Genomic DNA, 17470 nt, shown 5'->3' with positions numbered 1-17470 from the left:
ATAAAGAGCGTTTTTTTAATAGATATGAAAAGTATTGAAAGATACTATCAATACAACTTGATCTTGTTAAAGAAGTCATTGTCTAATAATAATTTCGGTCTGGCATTGACCTCTTTTAGACCCACCTTATGTTGCATCATAAGCTCTATGAGATTCATTTGATCGATGAGTATCAAACTGTGCGAATCCGTTGCATTGGCATATTCCTGCGCAGGCTTGGTAAAGCTTGTCGTAGTAATAAACAAGCCATGATGATTGGTTTTTTGTGGTGGATAAGCACCTATGAAGTTTCTCAAATCGCCATTAGATATATTATTCCCAGCACTATATAGTTTGGCTTGAATATAATAGTTATGCACCTCACCATCTGGGAAATCCTGAATAATCAGCCCGTCAATGCCATTGTCATTCGAGCGTCCAGTATGACGCGAGGTCAAATTACTCTCAGGACTTTCAATCTCTAAAGATCGTTCAATCATTTTTAGACAAAACCACTCAAACTGCAAAGGTGACAAGCTTTCAAGCTGCGCCATAATCATATCAGGCGTTACCTTGACAAAATCATTGCCCACAGTAGCATCTGCATAATTGTTCATAAACATAGACGTTCGGCGCTGAGTTTCTTCTATCAAATGATTAATAAGTGCATCGCCATTTTTACCATAAGCCGCAATATTGACTTTTTGCAGATCAGCAAAGGCTTTATTATCAAAACGGGTCAAGTTAGCAATATAATCACTATTTGGAATGCCTTCGTTAATGTATTGAGTAAAATTGCTTCCTGCTAACCAAAAATAGACTTTGCCAAACGGGTCTAAACGTATGATGTTTTTAGGCGTTACTTTTTCATCAAAAGTAATAAAATTAGCAAAATTCTGATTTAAATTGGGTACCAAGCTGAACTTGTCTTCTTTGACCAGCCCCATCGCGGACAAGCACAACAAAATTAGATCAACGATGTCATCATAACAAGGTGAGCCGTTATGACACTCATGGCGTATATCATAATTACTCATGTAATTGATTTCTTTATGATCATTGACAATTTGTGCTAACTTTTCAAACTCTCTATAAAATACCGTGCGACCAACGGTATTCCGCGTACTCAAATTTTTTATGGTTTGTATACCCGCATTTAACATGTAACCAAATGCGGGCAGCTTCGTAATGTTACTCATAATATTATCGTCTTTGTTTGATTACATGAATATTATTGTGTGAAATAAGGCGTCAAATAGGCTTTGTTTCGCAACAACTTAAGGACAAATGTTTATGCTACCAACTATTGAGACAAAACACAGCAAAATTTCACCTTTATAAATGAGAAAAACAAATCCTCTCACTCAGATTAAACCCTTTGAATCAGTGGCTGTCTACGGCAAATAATGCTATTATTGACGACCCCATTTAAAACGTATCAACATGGCTATCGAGGTCTTATTTACCTTTGAACATCCATATAAATAACGGATACACATCCTTTATTTTATCGATAGCTTATTGCTTTTGATCGTACTAGTAAGAGTCTTCTATGGCATTTGTTCACCTTGGCATCCACAGCGAATATTCAATCACCGATTCTATCGTGCGTATAAAGCCGCTTATCAAAGCGGCGGCGGCTGACCATCAGCGCGCGCTGGCATTGACCGATTTGTCCAATCTGTATGCCACGGTGAAGTTTTATCGTGCCTGCCTAGGTGCTGGTATCAAGCCCATTATCGGCAGTGAAGTCATCATGGAAAATGAAGACACACGGCTCACCCTACTCGCGATGGACAACGAGGGCTATCAAAACATCACTCGTATCGTATCGCTTGGCTTTACCGAAGGGCGCGCCGACGATGCCAATCATGGTGTACCAGTCGTCAAGCGCAGTCATATTTTAGCGCATGCGGCAGGCGTGATTGTCTTATTCACTGAAAAATCGGACGTCGGTCAGGCATTGGTTGGATCTATGCCAGAAAAAGCCGATGAGCTGCTAATAGAATGGCAGGCGCAATTTGCTGATCGCTTATATTTTGCGATTAAGCGTACCAATCGCTCAGGTGAAGACGCCTTTATTAAAGCGGCTATTCACTCTGGCGCTAAGCATCATATTCCCATCATTGCGCATAATGACGTGCGCTTCTTAGAGCAGGATGATTTCGATGCTCACGAAGCACGGGTTTGTATCGCAGGCTCCTACGTACTTGCCGACCAAAATCGCCCGCAAACTTATTCCGATGCACAATACCTTAAAACCCAAGCGCAAATGCAGCAGTTATTTGCTGATATTCCGCAGGTTATTGACAATACTTTGCGCTTAGCAAGCCGCTGTAATGTGACGTTGACGCTTGGTATCAACGTCCTACCTGACTTTCCTGTGCCTGAAGGTGAGACGATTGAATCGTTTTTCCGTGCAGAATCAATACGGGGTCTGAATAATCGACTAGGTAAACTATTCCCGATCGAGAAACGTAGCGATAATTGGAGCGAGTTTCGCCAAAGATATGATGACCGCTTAGAGTATGAACTAAAGGTGATTCTTTCAATGGGCTTTCCTGGTTACTTCCTCATCGTTATGGACTTTATCCGCTGGGCAAAAGCCAATGGCGTACCAGTCGGTCCTGGTCGTGGTTCTGGTGCAGGCTCGCTCGTTGCTTATTCGCTCAATATTACCGACCTCGACCCTATTCATTACGACTTATTATTTGAGCGATTTTTGAATCCCGAGCGTGTGTCCATGCCCGATTTCGATATTGACTTTTGTATTGAAGGTCGCGACCGCGTTATTGATTATGTGGCGCAAACCTATGGTCGTGAAGCAGTCTCGCAAATCATTACCTTTGGTACGATGGCAGCAAAAGCGGTGGTGCGTGACGTGGCACGTGCGCAAAGTAAATCCTACTTCCTTGCCAGCAAAATGTCGAAACTTATTCCCAAAACACCGGGGATTACTTTAAGCCAAGCGCTTGAACAAGAGCCGCAGCTCAAAGACTTAATCTCCAATCCTGACAATATGGATTACGAAGATGCCACTGAAGTGTGGGAAATGGCGATTAAGCTTGAAGGTATTTGCCGGAACGTGGGTAAACATGCGGGTGGCGTATTGATTGCGCCGCACAGAATCACAGATTTTAGCGCGATTTATTGTGATGATGAAGGTCACCGTGTCAGCCAGTTTGATAAAGATGACGTTGAAGCCGTTGGGCTAGTAAAATTTGACTTCTTGGGTCTACGTAACTTGACCGTGATTGATGCCGCGGTCAGAAATATCAATCTGCGCCGTGCCAAAGAAGGCAAAGATGCGTTGGTATTAGAAGACCTACCATTAGATGATAAAAAAGCCTACAAGCTCTTGCAAGATGCCAAGACCACTGCCGTCTTTCAGTTAGAAAGTATGGGTATGAAAAAGTATCTGGCGAAATTACAACCGACCAACATCGAAGATGTGATCGCCATGTGTGCGCTTTATCGCCCAGGCCCGCTGGACGCTGGCATGGTAGAGATGTATATCGACCGCAAACATGGTCGTGAGGAAGTCATTTATGATCATCCCAATCTTGAGCCGATTTTAGAAAATACCAATGGCGTTATTGTCTATCAAGAACAGGTCATGCAAATCTCGCAGGTCATGGCAGGCTACAGCTTGGGCGGCGCAGATATGCTTCGCCGTGCCATGGGTAAAAAGAAACCTGAAGAAATGGCTAAGCAGCGCGATATCTTTATTACTGGTGCAACAGAGCAAGGTATTGATGAAGCAACGTCAGGCGGTGTGTTTGATTTGATGGAGAAGTTTGCCGGTTACGGCTTTAACCGCTCGCATTCGGCTGCTTATGGTGTACTCGCTTATCAGACCGCGTATCTAAAGCAATACTATCCTGCTGAGTTTATGGCAGCCGTACTCACATCAGATATGAACAACACTGACAACGTGGTGTTCTTTATCAATGATTGCCGTGAAAACTTTGATTTAACCGTTGTTAATCCATCGGTAAATCGCAGTGAGTGGCATTTTGTTGCCGATACCCCAACCAATATCATTTATGGCTTGGGTGCGATTAAAGGCGTTGGTGAAGGTGCGGTTGAGTCTATCGTTGATGCACGCCGCCGTGAAGGTCCGTTTAAAGATCTCTATGATTTTTGCCGCCGTGTAGATATTAAAAAGGTCAATAAACGCACTTTAGAGGGACTGATAAACGCGGGATGTTTTGATGACTTTGCAGCTACCCTGCGACCAGATTTACCAGCCGATGAAGCGTACGAGATTCGCGGCGCATTAATGAGTCAGCTGCCAAGTGCCGTACAAGCGGCTGAACAAGACCGTCAAAACCGCGAAATCGGCATGATGGATTTGTTTGGTGAAATGGATGGTGTCGTTGCCGCGCCACCACTGGTCATGACGCCAGAGCTGATTTGGGGTGATAAGCACCGTTTAAAAGCAGAAAAGAACACGTTAGGATTGTATTTGACGGGTCATCCAATCAATGAATACTTGGATGAGTTAAAACGCTATACCTCAGGCACTCGTCTCGATAAACTGACTGACACGGGCTATAACGGTAGCTGTTATTTCGCCGGATTGATTATTGATATTGCCAACTTTGGTAATCGCAATGTCATTATCTTAGATGACGGCACTTCAAGGCTGGAAGTAAGCTGCTATGCCGAGCGTTTCAATCGTGTCAAAGAACAGTTGAAAATTGATGAAGTCGTCATCATCAAAGGCAGCATTCGTGAGCGTGATGGGCGTTTATTTGCCCGTCTTGATAGTGCCATGAGCATGGTCGATGCGCGCCTAAGATGGATGAAAAAAATCAGTATTAAAATTCATGGCAGCGATATCAATCTGCTGACGCGACTGCAACCGTTACTCAAGTCTGCACAAGCCAGCATTATTCCAGCACCAAAACTGTCTCATGACAACGAGCAAGACGAGCAAAATGGCAGCTTTAATGGCTACGATGCTGCGATGGGCGGAAGTTTGTATGATGAAAATGGCAATGATTTATTGGCACTAGAAAATGACATAAATCAAAATAATGCTAATCAAAGCTATGTGAACAATGCTTTGAGCAATACTGACGCCTCCATTAATGATAATTGTCTGCCACTGGGACTGAGCATTTATGAGGAATTTGGCATCGCTAACGTAGGACTATCTGAGCACTGGCGCATCTATCCCAACGATGACAACTTACAGCAATTAAAGAATATGGTTAGTGAAGACAATTTACATTTCCATTATAGCTAGGGCGTATCCTCATTTTAAAAATGGTGATAAAAATGAGATAAATTGCCGTCAAACAAGGAAGATAGCGATGTTAATATCGAGATATTGATAAGCTATTCGACGATGTTTAACAAAATTTAGCCATGTTTAGCCCATTTAGAGAGTAATTGATTGAAATGAGGACACGCCCTAACACCTGAAGAACATTGACGTATTTATTACAAACCCTTTACCGTTTTGACTTTTAGAATTGGACATAAAACCATGGATGAAACCCCAAATAAAAATATGGTTCACCAAGCTGAAGAAATCATTAATCATGAGCAATTTGAAGACATGCGTGATTTATTAGAAGAAGACTTTGCTGACTTGATACAAGTGTATATCACTGATAGTCAGCAGCGAGTAAGTGCGCTGCGAGTCGCTCAGCAAGAAAATGACAATGCCAATGGTTTTGAGGTTGCTCATGCGTTAAAAGGGGCCAGCGCCAACTTGGGCACGACCCAATTAATGAACTTGAGCAGCCAGTTACAAGAGCGCTGCCGCGAGCGTCTTATCAGCGAGCAAGCGGCACTGATTGAAAATATCGCCGTCGCATTGCAACGCGCAGAACAAGAAATCAATCTAAGACTGGGGTTGTAATGAGTAATGATTCTACCCCTATATTAGCAGCATCTACTGTCCATCATACAGTGAGCGACTATTTGTCTTGTGTGCAAATCGTCATGGTTAATACCACTTTGCCTGCCAATATTGGCTCAGCAGCGCGCGCTATGCACACAATGGGCTTGTCTCGTTTGACGGTTGTCGATCCCAAGCTACCAATTGATGAAACCAGTGTGTCTCATGCAGCAGGTGGCAGCGAGCTGCTATCATCAGCCATCATAGCACCTACTTTAGAATCTGCTATTGCGGATTGCCAGCTGGTATTTGCTGCCAGCAGTCGCAGTCGTCATTTGCCCCGCCCTGTCGTGACACCCACGCAAGCTGCTAAGATTATGTTTGATTTTATCGATAAACAGTCGGTGTCGAGCAAAGACGATAGCAATGCTGATACCCTATCGGCTGTTACTGCTAGTAAACCAAATATCGCTATCCTATTTGGGCGTGAAGATCGTGGATTAACCAATGAAGAATTGGCTTATGCCGATTATCATATCCAAATCGATGCCAACCCTGCTTATCCTGTACTCAATGTCGCGTCAGCCGTGCAAGTAATCGCTAGCTTTATTTTTGCTTACGCGCAATCACACACTCAGACAGCGGATAGTTTAGATACTGCTTTGAGCACCACTACTCAGCCAATACTCGATGTACATTTACGTCAGCAATGGGATGAACCCGCCATTACCCAGCAGCAATTGCAACAGCTGACTCATCGCACCACTGAACTGATGGTTCAACGAGGTTTAGCCGATAGCGAAAACTTGAAGTCTTTACCATCGCGACTGTCACGACTGGGCTCACGCCTACAGCTTGATCAAAAAGAGTATCAGCTACTCAGTGCTTTGATTGCCAAACTTGCAAAAGACTAAAGCTTTTAATATGCCAGGTTTCTGGCGTTGAGTTGCTATTGCAATAACAGCAGTAGCATTTACAAATGCTATGATTTTAAAAATGATATGATTCAATAATAAAAAGGAATTGATGATGAATTGGAACGTTTATTTGTCTGGAGAAATACACACCGACTGGCGACAAAAAATCATGCAAGGCGCGAAAGACCAAGGTTTAGATATTACCTTTACCTCAGCAGTCACTGAACATGAAGCCAGCGATGCCGCCGGTGACGTACTCGGTAAAAATGACAATGGGTTCTGGCGCGACCATCAGTCATCAAAAGTTAATGCGATTCGCACCAAAAACATGATTCAAAAGTGCGACATTGCTATTATTCGTTTTGGTGATAAATATAAACAGTGGAACGCTGCATTCGATGCTGGCTACTGCGCGGCTTTAAGCAAGCCGTACATTACCCTTCATGCTGAAGATATTATTCATCCGTTAAAAGAAGTCGATGCGGCGGCAATGGCTTGGGCGCAAACGCCAGAGCAAGTTGTCGAGCTGCTAAAATATGTTGTCAGTGATAGCTAAATCATAAATAATTGCCTATAGATAAATTGTCAATGACTGGCATTTTATCTGTCAGTCGTCTGTTTTTATTTATCGCTCATCGCTATATTTTGTGCGGCAAAGCTGCTATAACTAAATTGATTGTAATCAAAAATACGATAGGACAATTTATGTCATTGCCAACGGCCTTATTCAAATCACTTTCACGCATCAAAAAAGACCTAAAAGAAGATATCGATGCGGTATTTAACCGTGATCCTGCTGCACGTAATAGTCTGGAAGTCATCTTGACTTATCCTGGCATCCACGCGCTCGTCCTACATCGCGGTGCCCATTATCTGTGGCAAAACGAGCAAAAACTGGCGGCGCGAGTAATTTCTTATGGCTCACGCATCATCACAGGTATTGAGATACACCCTGCTGCTAAAATCGGTCGACGGTTTTTTATTGACCATGGTATGGGCATTGTCATCGGCGAAACGGCAGAGATTGGCAATGATGTGACGCTTTATCACGGGGTCACGCTTGGCGGCGTCTCTTGGAATAATGGCAAGCGCCACCCTACTTTGGAAGATGGGGTTATCGTTGGTGCTGGTGCTAAAGTATTGGGGCCATTTACTGTCGGTAAAGGCGCTAAAATTGGCTCAAATGCCGTCGTAGTAAAGGCAGTACCAGCAGGTGCGACCATGGTCGGCAGCGCCGCTCGGATGATATCAGACCATCACGACGAAAAAGGCAATCCGATTGTTAAAAAAGTCGATGATGCCAAGCAACAAGAAAAAGTAGCGCAAGCTGCTTCTACAGATAATGGCATAGATAAAAAGGCAGTAGATGAAAAAGCCACCAACCGCTCAGTACGCGAAACTGCTTTTCAAGCTTATGGTATCGATCCAACCTCACAAGATCCTGTGGCTGAAGCTTTTGCTAAAATGCTAGAGCATATTCAACAATCAGAAAATCGCTTAGATCAATTACAAGCAGCGATGTGCAAAATCGATCCTGACTTTTGTAAAAAAGAATATGATAAATTATGCTTAGAGGATATCGATGTGATTGGTCGTGCCGATATAGATGAAATAGGCGCTGAGCAGAAGTAACCTTCTATTCTAGCTGTCGTCGATACTGAATGAAAAGAGGCTAAACAGCCTCTTTTTCTATTTTAACCAATTGATAAACAACGCTTTACTGACTAGCTATTTAACAGACAATATTTAACAGACAATATTTATAAAAAAGATGAGTCAGGCTGCGTCAAAAACGCTATTTCTTCGCTACTTGAAACCCGTCCTAAAATGTCATTACGATGCGGATAACGACCAAAACGATCGATAATCACTTTATGTTTAAGCTCAGCATCCACGGTATCTGCATTGGTATATTGCTTAAATAGCTTTTCTGCTTGCTGATGAATCAGTTTTGATTCGCTGTGCATATAAGGCATCAATAAAAACTTACGCTCATTTATAGTTTCAAGCGCCTCTAATGCACCGGCAGCCACCGCCTCTTGCGCGAGCGCGAGACTCATCGCATCTTGGGCAAAAGCCGCTGGCGTATCACGGTAAATATTGCGTGAAAATTGATCCAATATAATAATTTCTGCTAAACGCCCTTTTATGCTGCTTCGCCATGTATAAAATTCTACGGCGGCGGCTTGCTCAAGTATATCGCTGTATCGCTCTATTAATAATTGATCAAACGCTATGTCTTTCTCAAAAAATTTCTCACTACCCACCTCATCAAAACAGAAATTTAATATGTCGTTGTACATTATTTCCTCACTACATTATTTAAAACAGTCAGCCGAAAACATTATTTGAAGCTATCATTCAAGAACATAAAGCATTCACTTTTGGTTTCATAATCACTAAGGAGTATTCAACAATTCTGTCCTATACTCTTTCATTATTCATAACTAAAAAAACAGGAAAACTCATGGCTCGTTTACAAGATAAAGTTATTATTATCACTGGTGCCGCCCAAGGCATGGGCGAGACTCATGCACGTTTGTGTATGCAAGAAGGTGCTAAAGTCGTCTTGACCGATATTAATTCTGATAAAGGCGACGCATTAGCAAAAGATCTTGGCGATAGCGCTCTATTTATTAAGCATGACGTTACTAGTGAAGAAGATTGGACGCAAGTCGTTGAGCAGACTGAAGCGCGTTTTGGACGTATTGACGTCTTGGTCAATAATGCAGGTATCACTACGCACAAATCTATTTTAGATACGTCAGTAGAAGCGTATCGCAAGATTCTAGAGATTAATCAGGTGTCGGTCTTTTTAGGTATGAAAGCAGTCATTCCAACGATGAAAGCCGCCAAACAAGGTTCTATCATCAATATCTCATCGATTAATGGTTTGGTTGGCGGCGCTATCGGCTATACCGATTCTAAGTTTGCGGTACGCGGTATGACCAAAGCGGCAGCATTAGAGTGTGCCCCTCATGGCATTCGCGTGAACTCCATTCATCCAGGCGTCATCGCCACACCGATGATTATGCAAGGCGATACCAAAGATGCGGTTGAAGCATTTGCCAAAACTATTCCGATGAGACGTGTTGCTCAGCCCGAAGAAGTCAGCGGCATGGTGTTGTTTTTAGCCTCTGATGACTCAAGCTACTCGACGGGGTCAGAGTTTGTCGTTGATGGTGGTTTGACCGCACAGTAGGCGTAATAGTTAAACTTTTTAAATGTGATATAGGCTGGGCATTTTGCTCAGCTTCTATTTTGAGAGGTTTTAAGAAAAATACTAGAGCGTGTCTTCAATAACTTTTATTTATTTAGAATAGCATCTTGGCTGCTTCATGTGACCTTTTAAAAAATGATCTTTAATCAACTCCTCTACCCCTGCTCTTTCATGCGCTTTGAATGGGTAACGATCTGCCATTACAATCCAATTAGACTCTTCAAAGTCCTTATTTTTGCTTAGGCTATTTTCATCAGAAACACCTTCTATCAATGGCGTTTCTATCAATAGAATATCGATATCCATCGTAACTTTTTTTATTGGCGTCTGAGCTTCTGTTAGACGCTGTCTATGACAGTCTCCTTCAAGATCTTTAAAAACCTGCTGTAACTGTTGCAGTGTCATTGGCTCTACCAAACGCAGATAAACGCACTGATTGGTATAATCGGGCTTTGGTTGCGCTTCGGTCGATGTAAAGTCAGGATTTTCAAACGCAGTAGATAACTGTATTTCCCCTAGCGCCGCTAGATCTTTTCGGACAAGCGGCAGATAATGCTCAGATTGATAATTACTGCCTAAAGCCAATAATACTGCCGTCACAGACTGCGTTTGCAACTGTTCAGGCGTCTGCTTTTTTAGTGTTTCAAGACTCAAATCAGCCAAATTTTTATGCATATTATGCATCATCGTCCTTGCTTACAACTGGCTTATTTTCAATGACCGTTGCATAACGCGTGATCTGTACCCCAACCGCATCGGCTTGCTTTATAGCAGTGGGCTTAGCAATGCTTAAAGTGATTTTATGACAGCTATATTTGGCAAGCAACTTATCAGCGATTTGCCCCGCTAAATGCTCTAGCAACTGCGCTTTAATCGCTTGGCACCATGCGCTCACATCATCGCAAACCGCTTTATAATTCAGCGCATCATTGACATCATCTGAGATAGCCGCACGGCTGATATCTGTTTCAAGTGCTATATCAATCAGCAGCGGCTGCGTGATTGCGCGCTCCCACGCGTAAACACCGATGACTGCTTCTACTGTCAAGCCTTTAACGAATACTACATCAGATTCGGTATGAAACATGCTCTCATCCTTGTTTGCTAAATTTTAATTAGATTTTGAACTCAGGTTTTTTAATTGGTTTTCTGCAACGCCTCTTCACGCAAACGCGCGGCTTTTAGCGCTTTACTAGGGCGATGACGCCATAAGTCAATGCTGAATAATAACAGACCAAACCAAATCAGACCAAACACTGCAAGACGTTGTAAATCAAATGGCTCGTTATAATAGAACACCGCTAAGAAGAAGATAAAGGTCGGCGTCAGATAATTCATAAAACTTAAAATGCTATAAGCAACGAGCTTGGTAGATTTATTAAACAATAATAGCGGTATCAAGGTAATCGGCCCTGCGATCATTAGTAGCCAAATATTGGGACTAAACCAAAAACTCAATTGACTACTGACCACATCTGCTTGCCAGAACCACCATAAGCAAATCGGCACCAACATCGTTGTTTCGACAAACATAGCATCGACAGCTGTCAAAGGCGTCTGCCGTTGAATGGTGCCATAAGTACTAAAACTAAAGGCTAAAATCAGTGATATCCATGGCAAGCTACCAATCATAACTACTTGAATGACCACGGATAATAAGGCGAAACCAATAGCAACCCATTGCAGCCTACGTAAGCGCTCTTTGAATAAAATCATCGATAGCGCAACGCCTACCAATGGTCCGATAAAATACCCCAAACTGGCTTCGAGAATACGGTCGTGATTGACGGCCCATACATAAGTGAGCCAGTTGGTGGCAATAATCAAACCCGATATAAATGAGAACGCGATCCATCTCGGATTTTTCTTTAAGGTATCAATCCACTGCCAGCGCTTGGTGAATACCAACACGATAAGCAAGCAAGCAAACGTCCAAATAATACGGTGACCGATAATTTCGGTCGCATCGTAGGCGGCCAATTGTTTAAAATATAATGGAAACCCACCCCAGATAAAAAAGGCAATGAGGGCGGTGATGATGCCACGTCTGGTTGTTTTAATGGGCGTAACTGGTTTTTTGATGACGTTTTGGGTGGTCATAGTACAGTACAACTTTTTAGAGCAAAGCGCACTCTTGCCCCATATTAATTTCTATATCAATTCAATGGCAAAAGCGCAGGGTCACTACAGATAGGATACAAGTTAAAAAGCAATGCGCTCATGCCAATATAGGCATCAACACATTGCTAACGATAACAACTTTAAAAACAACATTTACATCAAGGCTAACGAGTAACTTTTTAGACTTTATGGAATGCTGTAGCCAGCATTTTACAATTCAGTACTTTAAAGCTCAGTGTTGCAAAAGCCAATAATACTATTCAGCAAGTTAATAGAGTTTGTGGTATTAAACCGCAGCATTATCAACTTTAATAGACATTCCAATGTGATTGGCAAGCTCTGCAAATCCTGGGAAACTAGTATTGACGGTCTCAACGCCTTCAATAGTAATTTGCTTGGATGCACGTAAGCTGGCAATGGCAAAACTCATGGCAATGCGATGATCATGGTGCGAGGTAATGTGACCGCCACCAAAGACAGGCTGGCTATTATTGATATTGCTATTTTGACCCTCAATACCTTCGCCTTCAATGCCCTTACCTTCAATAATCAAACCATCATCTGTCACAGTACAATCAATACCCAGTGTTTGTAATCCTTCTGCCATGACTGCAATACGATCAGACTCTTTTACGCGCAGCTCTTTGGCACCAGTCAACACCGTACGACCTTGCGCACAGCTGGCAGCAATGAACAATACTGGGAATTCGTCAATCGCTAATGGCACTAAATGCTCTGGGATTTCAATACCTTTTAGGCTTGAGCTACGAATAGTGATATCAGCGACTGGCTCACCGCCGACATGTGTCTCATTACTTAAGCTGATATCTGCTTGCATTAATTTTAAGATATCGATAATGCCCGTGCGTGTCGGATTAATACCTACTTGCGTCAAGGTCAGCTCGCTATTTTGGCTGATCGCAGCAGCGACCATAAAAAATGCCGCAGAGGATATATCAGCAGGGACAGCGATATCACCACCTGTGAGTTTACCACCGCCCTCAACACTAATGCGGTTGCCATCGACCGTTACTGGATAACCAAAAGCTGAAAGCATACGCTCGGTATGGTCACGACTGACTTCCGGCTGGGTAACGGTTGTGGTGCCTTCTGCCCAAAGTCCAGCCAACAATAAGCAAGATTTAATCTGCGCAGAAGCCACAGGCATCTCATAATCGATACCTTGTAATGGCTTACCGATAGTCGCTCGACCAGTGATACTAAGTGGCGCCGTACCACTATGACCCGTACTTTGAATGACTGCACCCATCTCGCGTAAAGGTGCGGCTACACGCTCCATTGGACGCTTGTTCAGGCTGGTATCGCCTGTCAACACGCTGTCAAATGATTGCGCCGCTAAGATACCAGCCAGCAGGCGCATGCTAGTACCTGAGTTGCCCATATACAATGGTGTTTTACTCGGTTTCAGACCGTTCATACCCACGCCATGAATGGTCAATTTGCCGTTATCAGGCCCTTCAATGGTCACGCCCATATCACGGAATGCTTGCAAGGTGGCAAGCGCATCTTCCCCTTCCAAAAATCCAGTGACATTGGTCACGCCTGTCGCAAGGCTGCCCAGCATAATGCTGCGGTGGGAGATAGACTTGTCACCAGGAATGGCAATAGTGCCCAATACCGTATTGCTAGGAGTAATATTATAAGAAGCTGACATGGCAGAAGTATCCGTATAAGGGGTGCTGGCTAACATATGGCCAAAATGTCGCCGTGCGGCTTGCGCGCGGCCCAAAAGTCCCATCAGGGCGGTTGAATCTTTATCGATGATAAGCTGACGCATGGTCTGTAGGTAAACGCCATACTCATCAAGGGCGCTAACAATCGCGCTTTCGTTGGCAAAAAATATATCATGCCACATTTTAGGGTCACTGGCAGCGATACGGCTAAAGTCACGAAAGCCGCCCGCTGCATAGCGGAACATATCTAAATTGTCATCATGGCTCGCCAATTGCTCAACCAAATTGAAGGCAAGCAGATGTGGCAAATGACTGGTGTGCGCCAATATGCGATCATGGTGTTCCGCATCCATTGACATAACGTTTGCACCCACCGCTTCCCATAACTGCCGCAGCTTGGTAATCGCTACATTGCTTGTAGTAGGTAGCTCACAAATAATGACACTATGATTCACAAACAATGTGGCGCGTCTGGCATGATATCCTGAATTCTCAGCACCCGCAATCGGATGCGCTGGAACAAGACCTATAGGCAATGAGCCAAAGACGGCTTTGGCAGCGTCAATGATATTGACCTTGGTGCTACAAACATCCGTCAGGATGCAATCAGTGGCAAGTTGTCCGTTATCCATCGCTGCTTTGATATCGATAAATACGGTTTGCACCGCTTGTACTGGTACGGCGATAACAATCAAATCACTACCAAACACTACTTCGCTTAAAACAGCACTACCAGCGTCTAATAAGCCGTGCTGAATAGCTTCGTCGATGCTTGGTGTATGTCTATCAACCGCCACCAAGCGCTCACTCAAACCATTGTCTTTAATGGCTTGGGCAAGGCTCGCACCGATAAGCCCTAGACCAATCACACAAATCTGTTTAAATAACGGCGGCTGAGTATTCATACACTGCATATTATTGTTTTGATTGCTTATATTGTTTTGCTGGCGACTCACGGCTTTTCTCGTTAAACAAACTAGCATCAGAATGACTAAAACAAGCCGACGCTAGTGTCATAAAAATGATTAATAAATTATTTACTTATCCAAAACGACCTAACATACTTCTTATCAATTATCAGTCAAGATTGAGCGCAGTGTATCAATCAGGCGCATATTTTCTTCTGCCACCCCTACTGTGATACGCAGCCAATGCGGTAAGCCATAGCTCTCTAATGGACGGACGATAACACCCTGCTCTAGCAATGCTTGATGAATAGAAGCAGCGGTGATGTCTTCCATCTCAACGGCTATTTCTACCATAATAAAGTTGGCATGCGACTTAATGAAACCCAACCCTAACGCATCAAACTGCTTTTCTAACCAGCGCATTTGCTCATCATTCATCAAACGAGTTTTTTCAATAAAGTCTGAGTCAGCAAGTGCAGCAGCCGCAGCAGCTAAAGCCACCCTACTCACGTTAAATGGCTGACGAATGCGATTGAGTAAGTCCGCGACAGCCACTGAGCTAAGCGCATACCCAACACGTAAACCCGCCAGTCCATAAGCTTTGGAAAAAGTGCGCACGATGACGACATTATCAAATTCATCTAACAACGCCCGATTATTACTCTCAGGGCTATATTCGATATACGCCTCATCTAATACCACCAATACCGAGCTTGGTATGCTAGCCATAAATGCTCGTAACTCTTGAGGTTCAAGCTGTGTGCCAGTTGGATTATTAGGATTGGCGATAAAGACTATTTTAGTATTGGGGTTGTCTTGAACCGCTTGACTCATCGCTTTTAGATCATGACCAAAGCGATGTGCAGGCACTTCTATACCTGTCGCCCCTTGTATTTTAGCCAACATCGGATAAACGATAAAGGCATATTGACTGTAAACGATAGCATCGTCAGCACCAGCAAAACTACGCGCTAAAATATCAAGCAAATCGTCAGAGCCATTACCCAAAGTAATCTGCTCGACACTGACATCATTGAAGTCAGCCAGTGCTTGTTTTAGATAGTAACCGTTGCCATCAGGATAACGTGCCAACTGACCCAATTGCTCAGTAATCGCTAGCGTGACGTGCGGTGAGCAGCCTCTTGGGTTTTCATTACTGGCAAGTTTTACCACATCTGAGACGCCATACTCACGCGTCAACTCTTCAATCGGCTTGCCCGTTTGATAAGGCACCAGCTCTAAAATACTATCGTAGGCAGGTACAAGCGGTGATAAATTTGACTCTACTGAATGAGATGACGGCATGATTTATCCTTAGATATGATTTTGGCAAGTGATGTGACCCATTCGGCGTTATATCGTTGGTTCAATTTCAAAGCGAGTCAAGGGTAACCAAGGCAACCGAGTGCAGATGATTATGTGATGCTTCACGCGAGGTAAACGCCATGACTCTTTTACAGTAGAGGGACTATAGCACTGCTTTTGGATAAGAACCTAGAACGCGCACATCTTTTACCAATGGACGGATATCAGCGATAGCAGCGCTGACGTTTGGCTCGTCAATATGACCATTCATGTCGATGAAAAACACGTATGCCCACTTATTCGGACGCTCAGGACGGGTTTCGATACTGGTCATCGACACGCCATGATAAGACAAAGGCTTCAAAATCTCGATCAATGCGCCCGCTTTGTCATGTGCTGATACGACGATAGACGTTTTATCCTGACCTGATGGCGCAATCGCTTCGTGACCGATGATAAGGAATCGCGTGGTATTGCTCGGGTTGTCTTCGATATTTGAATATAGCTTATGCAAGCCATATTCTGCAGCAGCCACATCACCGGCGATTGCTGCTGAATGCCATTCATTTTTCAAGCGGCGGGCAGCTTCGCCATTGCTCGATACCGCCACGCGCTCGACATTCGGGTAATTGACATCGAGCCAATGACGACACTGCGCTAGTGACTGCTGATGCGAGTAAATACGGCTTAAACCATCAAGTTTGGTATGTTCTGCGACCAAGAAATTCTGATGAATCGGCAGCTCAACTTCTCCAATTATCTTTAAGGTGGAGGAAAGAAAACCATCTAACGTATGGTTGACCACACCCTCAGACGAGTTTTCGACTGGCACCACACCATACATCGCTGTGCCTGCTTCAACTTCACGGAATACATCAGTGATGGTGGTCATTGGTACGGTATCAGCGGCTTTACCGAAATGCTTGAGCGCAGCAGCATGAGTAAAAGTACCTACTGGTCCCAAGAAAGCAATGCGCTGCGGTGCTTCTAAGTCAAGGCAGACCGACATAATTTCACGGAACAACCGCGCCATTTTGTCATCAGCGATCGGACCTGTGTTGCGTTCCATCACCGCTTTTAGCACTTGCGCTTCACGCTCAGGGCGATAAAAAATAGGATTGCTATTGTCGGCAGTCGGGTTATTGACAATGTGTTGTTTCTTTACTGCGGCCACTTGCTGAGCCAACTTGGCACGGTTATTAATCAATGTCTGGATTTCGCAGTCTACTGTATCAATACTTTGGCGAATATCGTCCAAAAATGCTTTTTCAGTTGCAGTATCGTTAGCCCCTGCGATGGCTTGATTTAGCTTATCCATGTTTTGCTCTGATGACTGCTCACTCATTACCGCCTATCCTTTTTCTAAAATTATTACTGAGTTTTTTACTAGTTAGGTACTGCTTTTTTAACTTTGAAGGCTTCAAGTATTTCTAATTATCGACAACCAATCATTTCATTATTGAATCAGCACT

Annotated in this window: 14 protein-coding genes; 6 read left to right on the top strand and 8 right to left on the bottom strand. The window is 43.6% G+C overall.

Features of this window, described 5'->3' with window-relative positions; genetic code table 11:
* Nucleotides 1–47: 47 nt before the first annotated feature.
* Nucleotides 48–1178 carry a restriction endonuclease gene (locus JMX95_RS05325; protein ID WP_201560207.1) on the bottom strand — a complete coding sequence of 377 codons (1131 nt, stop codon included), beginning with the start codon at nt 1176–1178 and terminating at the stop codon, nt 48–50.
* Between the two features lie 353 nt (nt 1179–1531).
* Here JMX95_RS05325 and dnaE point away from each other — a divergent pair, with 353 nt between their 5' ends.
* The 5 genes from dnaE to cysE all read left to right on the top strand — a co-directional run bounded on the left by dnaE (nt 1532) and on the right by cysE (nt 8382).
* Nucleotides 1532–5233 carry a DNA polymerase III subunit alpha gene (gene dnaE, locus JMX95_RS05320; RefSeq protein ID WP_201560206.1) on the top strand — a complete coding sequence of 1234 codons (3702 nt, stop codon included), beginning with the start codon at nt 1532–1534 and terminating at the stop codon, nt 5231–5233.
* A 243-nt stretch (nt 5234–5476) separates the two neighbouring features.
* Nucleotides 5477–5854, top strand: a complete 378-nt coding sequence (locus JMX95_RS05315) for an Hpt domain-containing protein (RefSeq protein ID WP_201560205.1) — start codon at nt 5477–5479, stop codon at nt 5852–5854.
* Nucleotides 5854–6747 carry an RNA methyltransferase gene (locus JMX95_RS05310; RefSeq protein WP_201560204.1) on the top strand — a complete coding sequence of 298 codons (894 nt, stop codon included), beginning with the start codon at nt 5854–5856 and terminating at the stop codon, nt 6745–6747. The genes JMX95_RS05315 and JMX95_RS05310 overlap by 1 nt, the downstream gene beginning before the upstream one ends.
* Before the next feature lie 115 nt (nt 6748–6862).
* Complete coding sequence (locus JMX95_RS05305; RefSeq protein WP_201539183.1) at nt 6863–7306, top strand: YtoQ family protein; 444 nt, start codon at nt 6863–6865, stop codon at nt 7304–7306.
* A gap of 149 nt (nt 7307–7455) precedes the next feature.
* Entirely contained in the window at nt 7456–8382 is a 927-nt protein-coding gene (cysE, locus tag JMX95_RS05300) for a serine O-acetyltransferase (RefSeq protein WP_201560203.1), read from the top strand.
* A gap of 128 nt (nt 8383–8510) precedes the next feature.
* Here cysE and JMX95_RS05295 read toward each other — a convergent pair whose 3' ends face one another.
* The gene (locus JMX95_RS05295) at nt 8511–9056 is read right to left on the bottom strand and encodes a DUF924 family protein (RefSeq protein WP_413786824.1); all 546 of its coding nucleotides are present in this window, start codon (nt 9054–9056) and stop codon (nt 8511–8513) included.
* A gap of 161 nt (nt 9057–9217) precedes the next feature.
* Between JMX95_RS05295 and JMX95_RS05290 the strand changes: the two genes are divergently transcribed.
* Nucleotides 9218–9952 (top strand): glucose 1-dehydrogenase, encoded by a 735-nt coding sequence (locus JMX95_RS05290; protein WP_201560201.1) that lies wholly within the window; start codon nt 9218–9220, stop codon nt 9950–9952.
* Between the two features lie 108 nt (nt 9953–10060).
* Here JMX95_RS05290 and JMX95_RS05285 read toward each other — a convergent pair whose 3' ends face one another.
* The 6 genes from JMX95_RS05285 to pheA all read right to left on the bottom strand — a co-directional run bounded on the left by JMX95_RS05285 (nt 10061) and on the right by pheA (nt 17343).
* Nucleotides 10061–10645 (bottom strand): 2-amino-4-hydroxy-6-hydroxymethyldihydropteridine diphosphokinase, encoded by a 585-nt coding sequence (locus JMX95_RS05285; protein WP_201560200.1) that lies wholly within the window; start codon nt 10643–10645, stop codon nt 10061–10063.
* A 1-nt stretch (nt 10646) separates the two neighbouring features.
* Nucleotides 10647–11057 carry a dihydroneopterin aldolase gene (gene folB, locus JMX95_RS05280; protein ID WP_060490980.1) on the bottom strand — a complete coding sequence of 137 codons (411 nt, stop codon included), beginning with the start codon at nt 11055–11057 and terminating at the stop codon, nt 10647–10649.
* A gap of 50 nt (nt 11058–11107) precedes the next feature.
* Nucleotides 11108–12070: an EamA family transporter RarD gene (rarD, locus tag JMX95_RS05275; RefSeq protein WP_201560199.1), complete on the bottom strand. Its 963-nt coding sequence runs from the start codon at nt 12068–12070 to the stop codon at nt 11108–11110.
* 307 nt (nt 12071–12377) lie between these two features.
* The gene (locus JMX95_RS05270) at nt 12378–14699 is read right to left on the bottom strand and encodes a bifunctional prephenate dehydrogenase/3-phosphoshikimate 1-carboxyvinyltransferase (protein WP_413786823.1); all 2322 of its coding nucleotides are present in this window, start codon (nt 14697–14699) and stop codon (nt 12378–12380) included.
* Nucleotides 14700–14855: 156 nt separating this feature from the next.
* On the bottom strand, nt 14856–15998 hold the full coding sequence (gene hisC / locus JMX95_RS05265; protein ID WP_201560198.1) for a histidinol-phosphate transaminase: 1143 nt from the start codon (nt 15996–15998) through the stop codon (nt 14856–14858).
* 163 nt (nt 15999–16161) lie between these two features.
* A complete protein-coding gene (gene pheA / locus JMX95_RS05260; RefSeq protein ID WP_045455471.1) occupies nt 16162–17343 on the bottom strand; it encodes a prephenate dehydratase in 1182 nt (393 codons plus the stop codon).
* Nucleotides 17344–17470: the final 127 nt, after the last annotated feature.

Source organism: Psychrobacter sp. NC44 (assembly GCF_904846655.1).
Lineage (GTDB): Bacteria > Pseudomonadota > Gammaproteobacteria > Pseudomonadales > Moraxellaceae > Psychrobacter.
Note: the sequence above shows the minus strand (reverse complement) of the source record. Positions and strands in the feature narration are given on the sequence as shown.